Source organism: Pseudonocardia alaniniphila (assembly GCF_022524485.1).
GTDB lineage: Bacteria > Actinomycetota > Actinomycetes > Mycobacteriales > Pseudonocardiaceae > Pseudonocardia > Pseudonocardia alaniniphila.
The window spans coordinates 213,988-232,558 of record NZ_JAKXMK010000002.1; the positions used below are offsets into that span (position 1 = coordinate 213,988).

Genomic DNA, 18,571 nt, shown 5'->3' on the forward strand with positions numbered 1-18,571 from the left:
ACGCTTAGCGTGACTCCGAACCCGGATCCGATCCGGGTGGAACCGGTGGTGCGTGATGAACCGGACGAGCGTGGCGAGGGTGCTGCGGGCAGCGGTGGTGGCCTGCGGCGTCGCCGCGCTGCTCCTGCTGCTGGTCGACGGCGGCCCCTGGCTCTTCGGGTTCTCCGCGGCCGGGTCCGGCACCGCGGTGCTCCTGCCGTTCGTCGCCGTCGGTGTGTGTGCGGTGGGGCTCGGGTTCGTGCTGCCCCGCGTGGACGCGGCGGTCGGGCGGCTCACCCACCACCGTGAGGTCACGCCGTACTCGGCGCTCGCGGCGGCCGCCGCACGGATCCGGGCCGGGTCGCTGGAACAGGCGCTGCCCGGTCTCGCCCAGGTGCTCGCCGACGGCACCGGTGCCACCCGTGCCGTGGTGTGGCTCGCGGTCGGCGACCGCCTCGTCGCCACGGCGGAGCACCCACCGCGGGCCTCCGGCGGTTCGGACGAGGAACACGTGCCGAACCTGGCCGTGCTGCTCGCCCGGCCCGACACCGACCACGTCGTGCCGGTGCTCGACGGCGCGGAACTGCGCGCGGCGTTGGCGATCGGAAAGCCGGACGCTCCGATCACCCCGGCCGACCAGCGGCTCGTCCAGGACGTGGCGAACGGTGCCGCCCTGCTGCTGCGGGGCGTGGCGCAGAACGCCGAGCTGGCCGAACGGGTACGCCGGGCGGACGACCTCGCGACGCAGCTGGACGACTCCCGGCAGCGGCTCTCCCAGGCCCGTGAGGTCGAGCGCAGGCGACTGGTCATGGAGCTCTCCCACGCCACCGGCGACCGGCTGGCAGCACTGCGCGCCGAGGTCGATCGCGCTCAGGCCGCGCTGAAGTGCCGGCCGGAGGTGGCCGCTGCGGCGCACGAGGCGCTTCTGCTTGCCCGGGGTGGGCTGGACGAGCTGCTGGACCGCTTCCGGGTGATCGCCCGCGGCGTGTACCCGGCTGTGCTGCGCGACCAGGGCCCGGCCGCAGCGCTCGACGAGGTGGCCACCGACCTCCCGCGGCCGGTGCGGCTGACCGGAAGCCTCGGTGGGCGCCTGGACTGGGAGATCGAGTCGGGGCTCTACTACGTGGCTGCCGCCGCCCTGCACGCGCTCGCCGGCGGACCGGCGGAGAGCGAGCTCGTGGTGGCCTTCGGGAGGACCGACGGCCGGGCGACGGTGCGCATCGACGACGCAGCTCCGGACGTCACCCCTGACCGGCTGCGCACCGCGCTCGCCGACGACGTCGAGCGGCTCGCGGCGCTGGGCGGTGATCTCGAACTGATCCTCCCGAACGGGCCGGAGCGGCCCCTCGGTATGCGTGCCTGGGTGCCCGACCACCTCGAACCGGTGGTCGAGAGCGGCACAGGCGCCGATCTGGGGGTCCGGTGAACAGCCCGGTGATCGGCACTGCCGTCCTCGATGAGCCCGTCGACCAGGACCGGGACGGCGGAACGCGTGGGCTGCTCGCCGGGGCGACGTACGCGGTGCTCCTCGTGGTGGTCACGCTGCTGTCGTTCGGGTGGCTCGTGATGGGGGCCGTGGTCGGCGCCGCGGCGTACGTCCCGGCCGTCACCGCGGGCTTCTCCTCCGCCGCGGCGCAGGGGAGCCGATGGGCCCAGGGCGTGCTCGGCGCGATCCCGCGCAGCGAGCCGCTGGGCCAGGCCGTGCTGGACTACGTGCTCAGCCTGATCAGCATCGGCGTGGCGGCCGCGCTGCTCGTGTACCGGGGCAGCAGCTGGTCGGTCCGCTTGCTGGTGCTCGCCATGGTCGGCTCGGCGGGAGCGTTCAACCTCCAGGCGCACGCCGCCGACACCGCGGTCTACACAGCCACCGGCCTCTCCGTCGGCAGCCTCCACCAGATCTTGCTGCACGGCGTGGCCTGCGCGGCTTACATCGTCGCTCTGCTGGTGTTCCCCCCGGACCGGCGCACGGTCGCGGCTGCCGGGTTCGGCCGAGCCGTACAGGTGGCGGCCGGGGTGGGGACGCTGCTGGTGGTGGGGTTCGGCACCGCGCTGCTCCCGCACACGATCAGCTGCGTGCTGTTCTTCGGGTTCCTCGTGCCGCTCGCCGGGCTGGTGGTGCTCCCGCGTCGCATCAGTGCAGGCACCACCGCCACGGCGCGCGCCCAGGCCCGGCTGCTGTTCAGCGTGCTTGCGGTGGCCTTCACGATCACGATCCTGCTCGCGATCATCACGCTGTTGCTGTGGTTGATGGACTTCTCCGGCCTGACCATCGTCGACCCGACCGCGCACGGTCGTGCGGAAGAGCCGACGGGGCTGCTGTTCTGGTTCTCCCGGCTGGCCTGCATCGCGATCGCCGCGGCCGTGTTCCTCGCGATGCGGCCGGAGGGACTGTGGGCGGCGGAACGCCTGTTCAGCCGCGGGCTCGCCGTTGCGCTCGTCACGGCTGTGATCGGCGGCGGCTACGTCGTGGTGCGCACACTCATCGAAGAGGCGATCGGCGACCCGGTCGCGGCGTTCACCGGGTCGACCCTCGCCGTCCTACCGGCGGCGCTGGCGTTCCTCCCGGTCTACGTACGGGTCGAGCGGGTGGTCGACCGGATGCTGTTCGGCGCTCGGCCCACCCCGTACAGCGTGCTCGCCGGGATCGCCGCGCTCTCGCGGGCGGGCGCCACCGACGCGCCCGACCTGGAGCGCGTCGCCGAGGCCGTCGGGCGGGGCGTGGGCGCCATCACCTGCAGGCTGACGGTGGTACGGCCCGGGCTGCACGACCGGGCGTACACGTGGGTCGCTCCGGGTGCCCAGGCTTCGGACGAGCTCGCCGAGGTCGCCGTCCGGCACGGGACCGAACCCATCGGCACGATCGCGGTCGACCACACCACGGTCGCCGGGCTGCAGGGCCCGCGCCGCCACCTCCTGCAGGACATCGCCGACAGTCTCGGAGCCGTCTTCCAGGCGAGCCGGTCCGGGATCGAGCTCGAACGCCAGCTGCGCGCGGCCCTCGCCCACGCGGCGGAGATCGCTGCGTCGCGCCGCGCGGTGGTCGCCGAGATGGACACGGAGCGCCGGCGGATCGAGCGCGACCTGCACGACGGAGCGCAACACCACCTGGTGTCGCTGCGGCTGACTCTCGGCCTCGTCGAGCACCAGGTCTCGACCGGCCAGTTCGGCCCGGCCCGCGGCCGCCTGGAACAGGTCGCCGAGCAGATCGACACCGCCGAGTCGATCCTGGCCGAGACGGCGACGGGCGTGTCGTCCCCGCTGCTGGCCGAACGCGGGCTGGTGGGAGCACTGCGCGTCGAGCTCGCCGGCGGCCACCCGCCCGTCACGTTCGACTCCGAAGGCGTGCCCGCCGATCTCCCGATCCCGGCCGACGTCGCCGCCGCTGTCTTCTTCTGCTGCCTGGAGTCGGTGAACAACGCGCGCAAGCACGCGGGGGGCGCGGCGATCGGGGTCCGGCTCGCTCCGGGGGACGGGCGGCTGAGGTTCACGGTGTACGACGAGGGTCCCGGCTGGGATCCTGCCGCGCGTACCGGTTCGCCCGGCCGCGGGATGCGCAACCTGATGGCGCGCATCGGGTCGGTCGGCGGGCGGATCGAGATCCGGTCGCAGCCGGGCGTTGGGACGGTCGTCGAAGGTTCGGCGCCCCTTCCGCAACCCGCGACCGAGCTGTCCACCGAGGCCCCGGCCGCCGCTCCCACCCCCGCTGTGGCGGTGGCCGGCCTCCCGCTGATCGACCAGGTTCGCGACGCACTGCGCACCGCGCGCGAGCTGTACCACGGCACGCCGCAGGCCGAACCGTTGCGCGCCCTGGCGCAGCGCCTCGACGAGCCGCTGCGGGTCGCGGTCTCCGGGCCGTCAGGAGCGGGCACGTCCACGCTGGTGGAGGCACTGCGCGCGGCTGCCGACTGCGAGTCGGGCGCCGAGCTCTGCGTGACGCTGATCGACGTCCCGGGCCGGGAGCCGAGTTCGGGGGCGGCACCGCAACCCGGCTCGGACGACGAGCTCGCCCCGCTCGCCGACGCGTTCGTCCTGCTCCTGCGCCGCCCTCCCGGCAAGGACGGGGCGCTCCCCGTGCTGCCGGAGGGTCCGGACCCACCTCGTCCTGCGCTCGCGATCGGGGTGCTGGCGCGAGCCGACGAGATCGCCGGGGCGGACCGGATCGCCGCGGACTGGTGCACCCGCCTCGAGGTGCGGAGCCTCTGCCACGTGGTGGTGCCCGTCGCGGGGCTGGTTGCCCGCGCGGCCACGACCCTGAGCGACGCGGAGTACCGCACGCTTCAGGAGATCTCCGAGCCCGCAGGGGATGCCGGCGAGGTCGCGGCCGCGACCGGTGGGCCTGCCGCCGCGTCGTCGGGCTCCACCTCCGTGTCGGCCTCCTCGACCGCGTCGGTGCCGGGAACGGCGACCGGGTCGGTGGTGCACGTCGTCGAAGGCCACGAGCAGCTGCTGCAACGTTTCGGCCCGAACGGCGTACGGACGGCCGTCGATCTGATCCGGTGCGGGCGAGCACCCACATCGGCCGCGCTCGCGTCGGAGCTCCTGGACTCCAGTGGTGTGCCGCGGTTGCTCGAGCTGATCGACTCGCGGTTCGCCCGGCGCGCCGAGGCCGTCAAAGCCCGGACCGCGCTGCTCGCGCTGGAGACCCTGGTCCGCGACCAGGCACCGCCGTCGGGCGGCAGCGCACTCGTCTACCGGCTCGACCGCATCCGGTCCGGGGCACACGAACTCACCGAGAACGACCTGGTCGACGCCCTGCGCTGCGGCGCGCTCGACCTGCCCGACGGGGAACGCGACGTCGCCGAGCGGCTGCTGGGCGCCACCGGAGCGGCGCCGCGTGCCCGGCTGGGCCTACCCGCCGACGCCGTCCCCCAGGAGGTCGCCCGGGTCGCGGGGGAGCAGCTGGCCCGGTGGCAGGGGCTCGCGGCGCACCCGATGTCGGTCAAGGACGCCCGTGACGTGGCGGCCGTGCTCGTGCAGACCTGTGAACAGCTGCTCGCGCGGGCCGCGCGCAACGACGGTCGGATGGGAGGAACGACATGACCGTCTACATTCTGGTCACGATTCTGCTGGTTCTGGCGCTGGTGCTGGCCTGCTCCAGTCTTCGTGTCGTCCGGCAGTTCGAGCGAGGTGTGGTGTTCCGGCTCGGGAAGGTCCGTGACGCCGTACAGGGGCCGGGTCTCGCGGTGATCACGCCCATCGTCGACCATCTGCACAAGGTCAACATGCAGATCGTCACGATGCCGATCCCCGCCCAGGAGGGCATCACGCGCGACAACGTCACGGTCAAGGTCGACGCCGTCGTCTACTTCCGGGTGACCGACCCGGTGCGGGCGCTCGTCGACGTACAGAACTACGAGTACGCCATCGGGCAGGTCGCGCAGGCCTCGCTGCGGTCGATCATCGGCAAGAGCGAGCTGGACGACCTGCTGTCCAACCGGGAACGGCTCAACCAGGGCCTGGAGCTGATGATCGACAGCCCGGCGCTCGGGTGGGGCGTGCACATCGACCGCGTCGAGATCAAGGATGTGGCGCTGCCCGAGTCGATGAAGCGGTCGATGTCGCGGCAGGCGGAGGCGGAACGGGAGCGTCGCTCTCGCGTGATCACCGCCGAGGGCGAGCTGCAGGCGTCGGAGAAGCTGGCGCAGGCGGCCGGGATGATGACCGCCCAGCCCGCGGCACTGCAGCTGCGTCTGCTGCAGACCGTGGTCGAGGTGGCAGCCGAGAAGAACTCCACCGTTGTGCTGCCCTTCCCGGTCGAGCTGCTCCGCTTCCTCGAACGCTCGACGCCGCCCGAACCCTCCACCGCCGCCTCGCCCGAGGCGAGCTCCACGCCGACCACCGCCCTGACGTCGGAGGTGATCACCGAGAGGATCTCTCCGGGCGCGGTCGCCCCGGAGGACGTGCCTGCGGTCGCCCAGCCCCCGTCAGCCGAGGCCAACGGCGAGACACGCACGGCCGCGGGCCACGGATGACGTCGGAGGTAATTGATCGGTGGCACGGAGACCGTGAAGGTCTCCGGGTGTGGAGATCGCCGTCGTCGTCATCCTGCTGGTTGCGGGTCTGATCAACGGGCTGCCGGTCATCGGCGTCGCGGGGGCCGGGCGGCTCGCCCGGCTCTACGGCCTCACGATGGCCGATCCGGACCTGCTGGTGCTGATGCGCCACCGGGCGTTGCTGCTCGGGCTGCTCGGTGCCGCACTGGTCGGGGCGGCGTTCGTGCCGGGCTGGCGGGCGCCGGCCATGGTCGCAGGCCTGGTCAGCATGCTCGCGTTCGTAGTCCTCGCTCGGGCCGCTCCCGGACCGAAGATCAGAACCACGGCGATCGTCGACGTCGCGCTCTCCGCAGCGCTGGCCGTCGCGCTGGTTCTGCACCTGCTGCCGCACTGAGCCTGGTTTGTCACGTTTCTGCGTCTTCTCCCGTCCACTGGGGTGGGCCGCGTCCGTGAGGTACGGGGAGGAGAAGTGATGACCGAGGTGCAAGAGCGACGGGGGACGCCGGCGGCGGACCGTCTCGTGGTTGGTGTCGTCATGTTCGTCGCGCTGGGGATGCTGGTGGCCGGGATCTGGTGCTGGGTGGCGCCCGCCTCGTTCGCCGCGTTCACCAACTGGCCGGAGCACGAGCACTTCCTGCACGACGCCGGCGTGTTCCAGATGGGGATCGGGGTGATGCTGCTCGGCGCGCTCTGGTGGCGGGACGTGCTCACCGTGGTGCTGGTGGGTGCGGTGTTCACCAACGCGCTGCACGCGCTGAACCACGCCATCGACCTCGACCTGGGCGGCCGCAGCTCCGACCCCTGGCTCCTCGGGATCGTGGCGCTGCTCGCCCTGGCGGCCCTCGTCGTCCGGATACGCAGCCTGCGCCCGCGGGAGCGGACGGCGCGGTGAGCCTGGTCGTCGTGACGGGTGGGACCGGCACGCTCGGCCGGCGGGTGGTCGAGCGACTCGTGGCGGCGGGCCGCCCGGTGCGGGTGGTGAGCCGCAGGCAGAACCCGGACGGCTTGCCTGCGGGCGCGGAGTTCGTGCGGGCCGACCTGCGCCGCCGCGACGCCGCCGACGTCGCGGTCGCCGGGGCGGCGGTCGTCGTCCAGTGCGCCACGACCTACGGTCCGCGAGATGTCGAGCTGACGCGCAACGTGGTCGCCGCAGCGCAATCGGCCGGGTGGCCACACATCGTGTACGTGTCGATCGTCGGGGTCGACCGGATCCCGATCTTCTACTACCGGGCCAAGCTGGAGGCGGAACGGCTGCTGGCGAGCTCAGGACTGCCGTGGACGGTGCAGCGCGCCACGCAGTTCCACGACCTCGTCGCATGGTTGCTCGACCTGCAGCGCCGCTCGCCGGTGATCGTGGTGCCGTTGGGCGTCCGGGTGCAGCCGGTGGACGTCCGCGACGTGGCCACTCGGCTCGCCTGTCTCGCCGACGGCGCCCCGGCCGGTCGCGTGGCCGACATCGGCGGCCCCGAGGTCCACGAGCTGCGCGTGCTGGCGGCGCACTACCAGCGGGTGCGGGGCGGCCGCCGGCCCGTCCTCCCGGTCAGGTTCCCCGGGGCGGCGATACGTGCCTACCGCGCGGGCGCCAACCTGGCGCCCGGAAACGCGGTGGCGGGCACAACCTTCACGGCCTACCTGACGCAACGCCCGTAAGCCCCCGACGGCACACACCTCGTGGCCACCGTGCACACGGTCGGACATGTGTGCGGTGGCCACGAGGTATGCGCGGCGGCCTCAAGCTGCGGGTTAGGCCGGTGAGTTCGTCGTTTGGTCTCCTTCCAGCTGGGCCATCGCCCAGACGGCCCACTCGTGCACGGCCTCGTACTGGCGCAGGCCGAACTCGGCGGCCAGCTGTCCGAAGCCCTCGGGTCCGCGGAAGGACGAGCCTTCGTGTGCTGCCCGGATCTCGCGCAGCCCGGCAGCGGCGGCAGCGGTGCTCTCCGCGACGTGGCCGAGCACGATCTTGGCGTCGGCGGGGTCGAGCGCCGACAGCAGGAACATCCGCAGCACCTCCTCGTTGCGCACCTTCCCGCTCTGCTTGGGCGGCTGCAGCAGCCAGGAGCGCAGCTCCTCGCGTCCGGCGGGGGTGACCGCGTAGGTACGGCTGCCGCGCGCTCCCTCGGACGTCACCTCCACCAGGCCGCGCTCCGCGAGGCGGCCCAGTTCCGGATAGATGCTCGTGTGACCGGCGTGCCATGCGTAGCGGCCGAGGGAGAGCTCGAAGGACTTCGTGAGCGCATAGCCGCTGGCCGGCTCGACGGCAAGCAGCCCGAGCAGGGCGTGCGACAGGGACATGCCGCAACCCTACATTCCAGATTCGACATGTCATCATTGACATGTCGCTGCCGGGATGTCAGAGTCGGTCCCGTTCACGACGAAAGGGGCACACGATGACCACGGGCACCGTCCCGCTCTACCTGACCGGCCACATGGCTCCGGTTGCCGACGAGATCGAGGCATACGAGCTGCCGGTCTCGGGCGCACTGCCGCCCGAGCTCACCGGTCGCTACCTACGCAACGGCCCGAACCCGCTCCCGGGGGAGGATCCCGGGCACTGGTTCGGCGGCCACGGCATGCTCCACGGCATCCGGCTGCGGGACGGGCGGGCCGAGTGGTACCGCAACCGGTGGGTGCGCACGGGCGCTCTCGCAGGCAAGCGCTACATCCACGAGGACGGCACGATCGACCGCACGGCGGTGCACGCCAACACGCACGTGATCGAGCACTCCGGCCGGATCCTGGCCCTGGTAGAGAGCGGCTTCCCGTACGAGGTCACCGGCGAGCTGGACACCGTGGGCCCCGTCGACTTCGGCGGCAAGCTCACCACGGCGATGACCGCCCACCCCAAGGTCGACCCGGTCACCGGCGAGCTGCACTTCTTCGGCTACGGCGTGATGCCGCCCTACGTCACCTACCACCGGCTCTCCGCCGATGGGCAGCTCGTGCAGAGCGCGCCGATCGAGGTGCCAGGGCCGACGATGATGCACGACTTCGCCATCACCGAGAACCATGCGATCTTCCTCGATCTCCCCATGACGTTCCGGCCGCGGCCGGGGATGCCCTTCGCGTGGGACGACGAGTACGGCGCCCGGCTGGGTGTCATGCCGCTCGCGCGGCCCGGTGAGGTGCGCTGGTTCGAGATCGACCCGTGCTACGTCTTCCACGTCGGCAACGCCCACGAGGACCCGACCGGCCGGATCGTGCTCGACCTGGCCCGCTACAGCCGCGACGCCATCGCGAACCTGTGGGAAGGCATCAGTGCCGAGCACCAACCCGCGGGCCCGGCAGCGGCGGCCGCCGTCACCGGCATCTCCCGGATGAGCCGGTTCACCCTCGATCCCGCCACGGGCACGGCGACCGTCGCCGAGCTCGACGAGCGCGGCGTCGAGTTCCCCACCGTGGACGACGATCGCGTCGGGCGTCCCTCGCGCTACCTCTACGCCGTGGCCGACTCGGGCGCCGGCACCGCCATCGTGCGGTTCGACGGGCAGCTCGGCACGACGACCGCCCACGAGCTGGGGCCGGACGTGGTCCCTGGCGAGGCCGTGTTCGTGCCTGCGAGCGGCGCCGACCGGGCGGAGGACGACGGGTGGCTGGTCTCGATCACCACCCGCCGTGACGGCAGCGCGTCGCAGTTGCTCGTGCTCGACGCCACGGACGTCGCGGGTGAGCCCGTCGCCGCGGTCACCCTGCCGCGCGGGGTTCCCGCAGGCTTCCACGGGTCGTGGATCCCCGACCCTGCCGCCTAGGGCTCAGTCCTGGGTGACCATCACCTTGACCGAGCCCACGGCGTCGGCCTGGGTGCGGAACGCCTCCTCGACGTGTTCGAGGGGCAGCCGGTGGGTGATCAGCGGCTGCATCCGCACCCGGCCCTGGCCGAGCAGCGTGAGGGCCTCGCGGAAGTCCTCCGAGGTGACGTTCGCACTGCCGCGCAGCGTGATCTCGCGCTGCACGGCGAGCATCGCGTCGAGCTCGGCCCGGTGGTGGTAGAGCGCGACGAGCACGATGGTGCCGCGCGGGCGGACGAGGTCGACCGCGTGTGCCACCAGGGGCGCCGCACCGCTTGCCTCGACGACGAGCGCCACCTCACGCTCGCCGAGGTGCTCACGAAGCCCGTCGCGGACGGCGTCGAGCCCGCCTGCGCCGTCGAGGGTGACCATGCCGAGGCGGGCGCCCACCTCGCGCCGCAGCGGGGAGAGATCCACCCCGATGACGGGCCCGGCGCCCGCGGCCAGCAGGATCTGGCCGACCTGGAGCCCGATCGTGCCGAGTCCGAGCACCACCGCGGGCTCACCGACCTGCGGCTGCGCCTGCCGGACGGCGTGGGCGGCCACCGCGGTCGGTTCGATCAGGGCGCCGTCGGTGAACTCGGCGTTGTCGGGGAGCCGGTGCACGTTGCCGCCGAGTACGGCGTCGGGGATGCGCAGCCGCTGTGCGAACGCGCCGGGCAGGCCGAAGGCGATGCTGCGGGTGGTCCAGACCTCGCACAGGTGCCGGGCGCCTGCGAGGCAGCGGCGGCAGCGTCCGCACGGCTGGATGGGCAGGCCGGTGAGCCGATCGCCGACCGCGATGCCGTCGACCTCGGGCCCGACGTCGAGCACGGCACCCGCGAACTCGTGGCCCATGATCTGCCCGTCGCGGGTGTGCTGGCCCGACCGGAACGCGTGCAGGTCGGATCCGCAGACGCCGCACGCGCGCACATCGAGCACGACGTCCCGAGGCCCGGCGACCGGGTCGGGCACCTCCTCGAGCGGCATCCGCCCTGCACCCCTGAACACCCCGGCGAGCATGTCGGCCCCCTTTGGTCGATTCCCGGTCGGGGATGCTAGGCCCCGGCCCGGGCTTCGGGCGCCGACGCGCGCGAATCGGCAGGAAGCGGTGCGCGCAGAACCAGGCCGGCGAGATCAGCCGGGCCGGCGGGTGTACTCGTTTCGCAGCTCGACGATCCGACCGTCATCGTCGAGCCGTGCGTGCTCCACGCCGGCCGCCGTCATCAGGGAGCCGTCGGCCATCCGGGCGGCGACCACCCAGGTCGCGCGCTCCGTCCCGTCGGGGAGCACCGTGGTGTTCCAGAAGTGCCGGCTCTCGGCGTGCGCCGCCACGAACTCGCAGTACATCTCGCGGATGGCGGGGCCCGTGACAGGCGTGTCGTCGAGCTGCACCACGGCGTCGGGCGCGAAGAGGGCGACCAGCTCGTCCACGGCGCTCGGATCCGCGATCACCTTGTCGGCGAGGCCGATGTAGCGGTCCAGCACCCTCGTGGGGGACTGCGTCATTCGTTGAATGCTAAGGATCTCCCCGCTCGGCCGCTGTGATGGTCACGACAGGGGTGTGGGCGCGCCGCACAAGGGTATGCGCTGAGCGACATGTTGGCCTGCACGTATCGCCAAGTCGATCCGCCCGGTAGAGATGAGCGACCCCCGGGTGGTTGAACACGTTCGGGCGGTGGGTCAGTCTGGCGGGGAGCCGGCAGATCGGGCGTAGCGCCGGCACGCGATGGTGCAGAGAGAGGGGCGGGGCAATGACTGCCTTGTCATCGGACGAGTCGATGCCGGCTGGCTACGGGCCAGCCGCGGGCGAGCGCTGGCAGGTCGGCGGCGGGCCACAGGGCGGCGCTGATCGACAGGCCGATCGACAGGCCGAGTGGGAGGACGTCCTCGCGGCCACGCACGTGGCGTTCGACGTGCGGTTGCCCGAGTCCGATGCTCGGGGGTTCGCCGGCACGGTGCAGCGGCACCGGCTGGGGGCGCTGCACCTGGTCGACTGCGTCTGCACGCCGTTCGCGGGGCAGCGCAGCACGTCCGTGATGGGCGGCACGGGCGAGGACTCGATCGGGTTGCAGATGGTGATCCGCGGCGCCGAGCGTGTGGTCCGCTCGCGCACGCAGCAGCACGTGCTGGAGGCAGGCGCCGTCGGCATGTGGGACGGGTCGCGCGCCGTGGGCGTGGAGGTCGTCGAGCCGTTCACGAAGCGCACGCTCATCTTCCCCAAGGAGATGGTGCACGCCGTCAGCCCACGCTTCGCCGAAGTCGAGTCGCTGCCGTGGCTCGCCGAGCGCCCCGGCACCCGCTTACTCGTGCGCTATGTCAACGCGCTCGCCGCGGAGCTGCCCGGCCTGGACGAGCGCACGGCCACCGCCGCGGCGGACGTCGTGCTGGAACTGTTGCGGGCGGTGGTGGAACCCGAGCTTCCGCAGGCCCGCACGGCCCGCCGCGAGGCCCTGCGCGCCCGCGCCCGCCGCTACGTGCGTGCCAACCTCACCGATCAGGCACTCGGGCCGGAGTCGATCGCCAGGGCGCTCTCGGTGTCGCTGCGCACCCTGCACGCCGTGTTCGAGGACACCGACGAGTCGGTGGCCGCGCTGGTGCGGCGCGCCCGGCTGGCGCGCTGCCGCGAGGACCTCGCGGAACCGACGGCGGGCTCGATCACCGAGATCGCCTTCCGCTGGGGATTCTCCGACGCCACCCATTTCTCGCACGCGTTCAAGCGCGAGTACGGGATGGCCCCGCGTGATGTCCGGCGTGCGGCGACCGGAGGCGTGCGCACCACTGCGCGGATCGGCAAGTAATCCGGCGCGCAGCCGATGGCCTGACCCGATAGCCGGGATCCAGGCTTCCTCCTCGTACCGCGGAGCCGGGGGGCCGCCGAAATGTGACGAGGAGAGTGGACGATGCGGTTGCGATCGACCCGGGTCGTAGCGGCTGTCTCCGCGGTGTTGTGCGCGACGCTGATCGCCGCGTGCGGCGCGGTGGGCGCGAACACGCGGGGCGCCGCGGACGACGCCACGAGAGTGCGCCAGCTGGACCCCTACGGTGCTGATCTCGCGGCGGAGGGGACGCCCAAGTCCGGCGGAAACCTGATCATCGGCAACGACCGGGAGATCGTCAGCTTCGACCCGGCCCGGCAGAACGGCAACGTCGCCGCCCAGGCGATCTACGACCTGCTGTTCCGGATCGGGCCGGACGGCACCGTGCAGCCGTGGATGGCGTCCTCGATCGACACGGCCGACAACGGCCTGACCTGGCGGCTCGGTCTCCGGGAGGGCGTCAAGTTCTCCGACGGCACCGCGCTCGACGCCGACGCGGTGATCATCAACACCCAGCGCCACATCGACAAGCCGACCTCGCCCGCCCACGCGTACGCCGACCAGATCGCGTCGATGCGCGCGGTCGACCCGCTGACCGTCGAGTTCACGCTCAAGGCGCCACTCGGCGACTTCCCCGTCTTCTTCGCGCAGGCGTTCAACGCCGGGTCGCTCGGAATGATCGTCTCGCCCGCCGCGATCGCTCAGTACGGCGACGACATCGCGAACCACCCGGTCGGTGCCGGCCCGTTCGTGATGGACAGCTGGATCCGCGACAACAAGATGATCCTGAAGAAGAACCCGAACTACTGGCGCACGGGGCAGCCCTATCTCGACTCGATCGAGTTCCGGCCGCTGCCCGACACCGAGACCCGCTACTCGACGATGCAGAACGGCGACGTCGACATGATCTACGGCGGGTACAACAACGAGCTGGTGCGCGCGTTCGCCAACCCGAACATGAAGGTCTACTACGGGCCGGGTAACGGCGGTTTCTTCTTCTACTTCAACTTCCAGCAGAAGCCGTTCGACGACCGGCGCATGCGTGAGGCCGTGGTTCGGGCGGTCGATCTGAACGCACTCGGTGCGAGCCAGTACATGGGCCAGCTGATCGGCGCCGACGGCCTCTTCCAGGACGACAGCCCGTACCACAGCCCGGAGGCCTCCGCGGCCTGGCCGGCCTACGACCCGGAGAAGGCCAAGCAGCTCGTCCAGGACTATGTCGCCTCCGGCGGCAAGGCGTCCTTCGCCTTCAGCACCAGCCGCAGTGAGGTCTCGCTCGGCGAGTTCGTGCAGGCGCAGATGGCCGCTGTCGGCATCACCGTCGAACTGCGGTTCTACGACCTCGCCGAGTTCACCTCGCGGGTGATCCAGAGCGGCGACTTCAACCTGATCAGCTGGGTCAACACCTTCGACTACCCCTACCCGGGGGCCGCGCGGTTGCTGCGCTCCGACGGCAACGTCAACTACGGGAAGTACTCCAACCCCGCGGTCGACCGGCTGCTCGACGAAGCGGGCGCCACCACCGACGCCGCGAAGCGCGCGAAGGACTACCAGCAGGTGGAGCTGCTGTCCAACCAGGACATCGCGGTGGCGTGGATGAGCCGCAGCTACCTCTCGACGATCACCAAGCCCGACGTCAAGGGCGTGGACCGGTACCTCTCGCGCGACCTGTTCTACGGGTCGCTCTGGCTGGACCGGTGACGGACGGGCGCGACCGCGCAAGGGGAGAGCGGATGAGGGACGGGCAGTGAGCGAGCTTGCGAGCAAGTCGTCGGCCATGAGCGAGGGCACGCGATGAGTGCCGACAGTGGGCTCGAGGTGCGGATGCCCCGCCTGTCGGAGTCGATGTCGGAGGGCACGATCGTCCGGTGGCTCCACGCCTCGGGCGCCGAGGTCGAACGCGGCGACGAGCTGGCGGAGATCGAGACCGACAAGGCGATGGTGAGCTTCGAGGCCGACGCGGGCGGGATCCTCGAGATCCTGGCCGAGGAGGGCGCGACGCTCCCGGTCGGCGCGGTGATCGCGCGGGTGGGCGGCACAGTGGGCGGCACAGCCGCCGCGACCGGCGCGGTGCAGCAGGCTGCCGCCCCCGCGGCGCCCGCCGCAGCGGTGACCGCGGACCCTGCGCCTGCCACACCACCGTCGGTGCGGCGGATCCCGACATCCCCGCTGGCCCGGCGCCGGGCGAAGGAGCTCGGCGTCGACCTCGCCGACGTGCAGGGGACCGGGCCCGGCGGACGGATCGTGCGCGCGGACATCGAGGCCGTGGCGTCGGCCCGGAAACCGGAAGGCGCGGCGGCGAACGGAGCCGCCCCACCGACTCTAGCCCCGGCGGGCGCCCCGCTGTCGACGGTGGACACTCGGCCGGCCCCTGCGGCAGTGGCGCGCGAGAACGGTGCCGACCTGCGCGGGCCGGTCACGGTCGTCCCGCTCTCGCGGGCCCGGCAGCTGACGGCCGACCGCATGAGCGAGTCGGCCCGCACCGTTCCGTCCTTCCCGCTCACCGCCGAGGCCGACATGACCCGGGCTCTGGAGCTGCGTGCCGGCATCGCCGAGCTGGGGGAGGGCACGGTCGTCCCGACGGTCACCGACCTCGTCGTGGCGGCCTGCGGCCGGGCGCTGCGCGAGCATCCGCGGGTCAACGCCTCCTACCGCGAGGGCACGGTCGCGATGTTCGGGCGCGTCAACATCGGTGTCGCCGTAAACGCGACCGACGCGCTGCTGGTGCCGACGATCACCGACGTCGACGCCCGCTCGCTCACCTCCATCGCCGTGCGCACCCGTGAGCTGGCCGACCTGGCCCGCGGAGGCCAGATCGGCCCGGCCGACCTGGAGGGCGCCACGTTCACGGTGTCCAACCTGGGCATGTTCGGCGTCACCGTCTTCGAAGCGGTGATCAACCCGCCACAGGCGGCGATCCTCGCGGTCGGCGCACTGCGGCGGCTGCCGCGCGAGGTCGGCGGCGAGCTCCACGCCCGCCCGATCCTCACGCTCACCCTCACCAGCGACCACCGCGTGCTCGACGGGGCGGAGTCGGCGCGGTTCCTGCGCCGCCTCGTCGAGCTGCTGGAACGGCCGCTCGCATTGCTGCTCGACCACCCGACGACGAGTGAGGAGAGTGCATGAGCGTCGACATCCTGGGTGCCTACTGGACCACTGCCGGTCCCGTCCAGATCCGGACCGGCCGCGAATGGAGCCTTTTCGACTGGCCCGACCGCTGCGCCGAGGCCAAGCGCGTGGGCATGAGCGGCCTGGGGATCTGGCACACCGACCTGGAGCACCTGCTCGAGCGCTACAGCCTGGCGGAGATCAAGCAGATCTTCGACGACAGCGGGCTGCGGGACCTCGAGCTGGAGTTCCTCAACGACTGGTTCGTCCCGCCGGGCGACGAGAAGCGCGTCGCGTCCGACGGCCAGCGCGACCTGCTGTTCGAGGCCGCAGCGGCGCTCGACGCCCACCACATCAAGATCGGGAACCTGGCACGCTCGCCGGCGACCGTCGAGCGGCTCACCGAGGCGTTCGGCGAGCTGTGCGCCGATGCCGCGAACCGGCACGGCGCGCCGCTGACCTACGAGCTGATGCCCTTCGACATCAACGCCGCGTCGCTGGAGGCAGTGCTGCGGATCGTGGGCGGAGCGGCTGCCCCCAACGGCGGCATCGCGATCGACACCTGGCACCTCGGCAAGATGCACATCGCGCCCGACGAGCTGCGTGCCATCCCGCCGGAGTACATGACCTACGTCGAGCTGTCGGACGGCATGCAGGAGAACATGCCCGACCACAGCCAGGAGACCACCCGGTTCCGGCGCCTGCCGGGCGAGGGTGAGTTCGACATCCCCGGCTACGTCCGGGTGCTCGCCGACATCGGCTACACGGGCCCGTGGGGCGTCGAGGTGCTGTCCGACGCGCTCCGGGAGCTGCCCATGCCGGAGATGTTCCAGCGGACCGTCGACACGGCCGTCGACCAGATCGAGAAGGGGTTGAAGCCGTGAGCGGCCTCCCATCAGAACGGCTCGTCGAGCTCTACACGCAGATGGTGCGCATCCGCGAGTTCGAGGAGCGGGTCAAGCGCACCTTCGCCGAGCACCCCGGCGTGATCCGGGGGCACACCCACCTCGCCGACGGCGCGGAGGCGTCGATCGTCGGGTCGATCGCCGCGATCGGCGACGGTGACCAGCTGATGGCCACCTACCGCTGCCACGGCTACCCGATCGCCCTGGGCAGCGACACCGCCGCGATGATGGCGGAGATCTACGGCCGGTCCACCGGCACGTGCAAGGGCTACGGCGGCTCGATGCACCTCGCCGACCCGGACCGCGGCTTCCTGGGAACCTCCGGGATCGTCGGCCAGAACATCCCGCAGGGAACAGGCGCGGCCTACGCGGCCCAGCTGCGCGGGCGCGGCGAAGTGGTGCTCACGTTCTTCGGCGACGGCGCGTCCAAGCAGGGCGCCTTCCACGAGTCGCTGAACATCGCAGCGGTCTGGAAGCTGCCGGTCATCTTCATCATGGAGAACAACAGCTTCTCCGCGACGGTGCGCACCGAGCAGGAGGACGCCAACGCGGCGGCGGGCGAGCCGCTGTCGATGAAGGCGAAGGCCTACTCGATCCCCGGTGTCACCATCGACGGCTCGGACGTGCTCGCCGTGCACGAGGCCGTGTCGGCCGCGGTGGCGCGGGCGCGTGCAGGCGACGGGCCGACGCTGATCGAGTCGCGCGTCTACCGGCTGTCGGCGCACGGCAACTCGATCGCCCCGCCCGGGGTGCCGCTGCACTACCCGGAGCACGAGGCCATCTCGAAGTACGGCGCCGTGGAGGAGTACGAGGCCGCCAAGCGCGGCGACCCGATCCCGCGGCTGCGTGCCCACCTCGTCGAGACCGGGGCACTCACCGCCGAGCGCGCCACCGAGATCATCGAGGCGGCCCAGGCCGAGATGCAGCGCGCCGTCGAGTTCGGACTCGAGAGCCCCTACCCCGAGCCCCACGAGGCGCTCGCCTACGTCCACGCCTGAGGAGGAGTCCACCCATGACGAGTGAGACGACCCGCGAGATCACCTACATCGCCGCGATCATGGAGGCGATTCATCAGGAGATGGCACGCGACGAGGACGTCGTGCTGTTCGGGCAGAGCGTCGGCAACAACCCCGAGGACCCGTTCATCCAGGCGTTCGGCGACGGCCGCGTGCGTGTGACACCGATCTCCGAGACGGCCGAGATCGGCATGGCCGCCGGTGCGGCGCTCGCCGGCAAGCGGCCGGTGGTCGACTGCACGATGGCCGAGTTCCTGCTGGTCGCGATGGACCAGGTGGTCAACGAGGCCAACCGGTTCCACTACATGAGCGGCGGCCGGGTCACCGCGCCCCTCGTGCTCAAGGCCGGCTACGGCTTCACGGCGGGATGGGCGGGCCAGCACACCGGCTCGATCTATGGGATGTTCATGGGCGTGCCGGGGCTCAAGGTCGCGCTCCCGGCCACCCCCGCCGACGCCAAGGGCCTGATGGCCACGGCGATCCGCGACGACAACCCGGTGCTGTTCCTGCACCACTACCTGCTCACCCTCGAGAGCGGCCCCGTGCCCGAGGGCGAGCACCTCGTGCCCTTCGGCCAGGCGGTCGTCCGCCGCGAGGGCGCCGACGTCACGCTCGTGGCCACCGGCTGGACCGTCGGCCACGCCCTGCGTGCGGCCGAGCAGCTCGCCGCCGAGGGGGTGAGCGCCGAGGTGATCGACCCGCGCACGATCGCCCCGCTGGACACCGCCACGGTGCTGGAGTCGGTGGCCAAGACCGGCCGGCTCGTACTCGTCGACCAGGCGACCCGGCACTCGTCGGTGTCGTCCGTGATCGCCGCGGAGGTGGCCGAGCACGGGTTCTCGTCGCTGCGGGCGCCGATCGTGCAGGTCACGGCCCTGGACGCGTCGATCCCGTACTCGAAGCCGATGGAGGACTACATCCTCCCGGACGAGAACAAGATCGTCACCGCGGTCCGGAAGGTGCTCGGAGCGGGAGTCGTGGCCTGAC

Annotated in this window: 16 protein-coding genes; 13 read left to right on the forward strand and 3 right to left on the reverse strand. The window is 72.0% G+C overall.

What is annotated here, in order from left to right:
* Positions 1-55: 55 nt before the first annotated feature.
* From MMF94_RS02055 to MMF94_RS02080, 6 genes are all read left to right on the forward strand, one after another.
* Entirely contained in the window at positions 56-1,405 is a 1,350-nt protein-coding gene (locus MMF94_RS02055) for a sensor histidine kinase (RefSeq protein ID WP_241034312.1), read from the forward strand.
* Positions 1,402-5,019 carry a sensor histidine kinase gene (locus MMF94_RS02060; protein ID WP_241034313.1) on the forward strand — a complete coding sequence of 1,206 codons (3,618 nt, stop codon included), beginning with the start codon at positions 1,402-1,404 and terminating at the stop codon, positions 5,017-5,019. The genes MMF94_RS02055 and MMF94_RS02060 overlap by 4 nt, the downstream gene beginning before the upstream one ends.
* Positions 5,016-5,951 (forward strand): slipin family protein, encoded by a 936-nt coding sequence (locus tag MMF94_RS02065; RefSeq protein WP_241034314.1) that lies wholly within the window; start codon positions 5,016-5,018, stop codon positions 5,949-5,951. The genes MMF94_RS02060 and MMF94_RS02065 overlap by 4 nt, the downstream gene beginning before the upstream one ends.
* 49 nt (positions 5,952-6,000) lie before the next feature.
* On the forward strand, positions 6,001-6,366 hold the full coding sequence (locus MMF94_RS02070) for a hypothetical protein (RefSeq protein WP_241034315.1): 366 nt from the start codon (positions 6,001-6,003) through the stop codon (positions 6,364-6,366).
* A gap of 78 nt (positions 6,367-6,444) precedes the next feature.
* Positions 6,445-6,864, forward strand: coding sequence for a hypothetical protein (locus MMF94_RS02075; protein WP_241034316.1), 420 nt, complete (start codon positions 6,445-6,447; stop codon positions 6,862-6,864).
* Positions 6,861-7,622, forward strand: a complete 762-nt coding sequence (locus tag MMF94_RS02080; protein WP_241034317.1) for an SDR family oxidoreductase — start codon at positions 6,861-6,863, stop codon at positions 7,620-7,622. Before MMF94_RS02075 ends, MMF94_RS02080 begins: the two co-directional genes overlap by 4 nt.
* A 93-nt stretch (positions 7,623-7,715) precedes the next feature.
* Here the strand turns inward: MMF94_RS02080 and MMF94_RS02085 are convergent, their stop codons facing one another.
* The gene (locus MMF94_RS02085; protein WP_241034318.1) at positions 7,716-8,264 is read right to left on the reverse strand and encodes a PadR family transcriptional regulator; all 549 of its coding nucleotides are present in this window, start codon (positions 8,262-8,264) and stop codon (positions 7,716-7,718) included.
* A gap of 95 nt (positions 8,265-8,359) precedes the next feature.
* Here MMF94_RS02085 and MMF94_RS02090 point away from each other — a divergent pair, with 95 nt between their 5' ends.
* Positions 8,360-9,718, forward strand: coding sequence for a carotenoid oxygenase family protein (locus tag MMF94_RS02090; RefSeq protein ID WP_241034319.1), 1,359 nt, complete (start codon positions 8,360-8,362; stop codon positions 9,716-9,718).
* A gap of 3 nt (positions 9,719-9,721) precedes the next feature.
* Here MMF94_RS02090 and MMF94_RS02095 read toward each other — a convergent pair whose 3' ends face one another.
* Both MMF94_RS02095 and MMF94_RS02100 read right to left on the reverse strand, forming a co-directional pair.
* Entirely contained in the window at positions 9,722-10,726 is a 1,005-nt protein-coding gene (locus MMF94_RS02095; protein WP_241034320.1) for a zinc-dependent alcohol dehydrogenase, read from the reverse strand.
* A gap of 147 nt (positions 10,727-10,873) precedes the next feature.
* Complete coding sequence (locus MMF94_RS02100; protein ID WP_241034321.1) at positions 10,874-11,245, reverse strand: nuclear transport factor 2 family protein; 372 nt, start codon at positions 11,243-11,245, stop codon at positions 10,874-10,876.
* 245 nt (positions 11,246-11,490) lie between these two features.
* Here MMF94_RS02100 and MMF94_RS02105 point away from each other — a divergent pair, with 245 nt between their 5' ends.
* The 6 genes from MMF94_RS02105 (at position 11,491) to MMF94_RS02130 (ending at position 18,570) form a co-directional block, all read left to right on the forward strand.
* On the forward strand, positions 11,491-12,537 hold the full coding sequence (locus tag MMF94_RS02105) for a helix-turn-helix domain-containing protein (RefSeq protein WP_241034322.1): 1,047 nt from the start codon (positions 11,491-11,493) through the stop codon (positions 12,535-12,537).
* Between the two features lie 102 nt (positions 12,538-12,639).
* A complete protein-coding gene (locus MMF94_RS02110; RefSeq protein WP_241034323.1) occupies positions 12,640-14,256 on the forward strand; it encodes an ABC transporter substrate-binding protein in 1,617 nt (538 codons plus the stop codon).
* 93 nt (positions 14,257-14,349) lie between these two features.
* Positions 14,350-15,681 (forward strand): dihydrolipoamide acetyltransferase family protein, encoded by a 1,332-nt coding sequence (locus MMF94_RS02115; RefSeq protein ID WP_241034324.1) that lies wholly within the window; start codon positions 14,350-14,352, stop codon positions 15,679-15,681.
* Positions 15,678-16,547 (forward strand): sugar phosphate isomerase/epimerase family protein, encoded by an 870-nt coding sequence (locus tag MMF94_RS02120; protein WP_241034325.1) that lies wholly within the window; start codon positions 15,678-15,680, stop codon positions 16,545-16,547. Before MMF94_RS02115 ends, MMF94_RS02120 begins: the two co-directional genes overlap by 4 nt.
* A complete protein-coding gene (locus MMF94_RS02125) occupies positions 16,544-17,566 on the forward strand; it encodes a thiamine pyrophosphate-dependent dehydrogenase E1 component subunit alpha (protein ID WP_241034326.1) in 1,023 nt (340 codons plus the stop codon). Before MMF94_RS02120 ends, MMF94_RS02125 begins: the two co-directional genes overlap by 4 nt.
* 14 nt (positions 17,567-17,580) lie before the next feature.
* Entirely contained in the window at positions 17,581-18,570 is a 990-nt protein-coding gene (locus tag MMF94_RS02130) for an alpha-ketoacid dehydrogenase subunit beta (RefSeq protein WP_241034327.1), read from the forward strand.
* The last annotated feature ends 1 nt before the right edge of the window (position 18,571 follow it).

Bases quoted from the DNA above. Each gene is read 5' to 3' on its own strand.
- MMF94_RS02100 (WP_241034321.1), bottom strand. From the start codon at position 11,245: ATGACGCAGTCCCCCACGAGGGTGCTGGACCGCTACATCGGCCTCGCC.
- MMF94_RS02115 (WP_241034324.1), top strand. From the start codon at position 14,350: ATGAGTGCCGACAGTGGGCTCGAGGTGCGGATGCCCCGCCTGTCGGAG.
- MMF94_RS02075 (WP_241034316.1), top strand. From the start codon at position 6,445: ATGACCGAGGTGCAAGAGCGACGGGGGACGCCGGCGGCGGACCGTCTC.
- MMF94_RS02085 (WP_241034318.1), bottom strand. From the start codon at position 8,264: ATGTCCCTGTCGCACGCCCTGCTCGGGCTGCTTGCCGTCGAGCCGGCC.
- MMF94_RS02065 (WP_241034314.1), top strand. From the start codon at position 5,016: ATGACCGTCTACATTCTGGTCACGATTCTGCTGGTTCTGGCGCTGGTG.
- MMF94_RS02120 (WP_241034325.1), top strand. From the start codon at position 15,678: ATGAGCGTCGACATCCTGGGTGCCTACTGGACCACTGCCGGTCCCGTC.
- MMF94_RS02090 (WP_241034319.1), top strand. From the start codon at position 8,360: ATGACCACGGGCACCGTCCCGCTCTACCTGACCGGCCACATGGCTCCG.
- MMF94_RS02130 (WP_241034327.1), top strand. From the start codon at position 17,581: ATGACGAGTGAGACGACCCGCGAGATCACCTACATCGCCGCGATCATG.
- MMF94_RS02055 (WP_241034312.1), top strand. From the start codon at position 56: ATGAACCGGACGAGCGTGGCGAGGGTGCTGCGGGCAGCGGTGGTGGCC.
- MMF94_RS02105 (WP_241034322.1), top strand. From the start codon at position 11,491: ATGACTGCCTTGTCATCGGACGAGTCGATGCCGGCTGGCTACGGGCCA.
- MMF94_RS02110 (WP_241034323.1), top strand. From the start codon at position 12,640: ATGCGGTTGCGATCGACCCGGGTCGTAGCGGCTGTCTCCGCGGTGTTG.
- MMF94_RS02095 (WP_241034320.1), bottom strand. From the start codon at position 10,726: ATGCCGCTCGAGGAGGTGCCCGACCCGGTCGCCGGGCCTCGGGACGTC.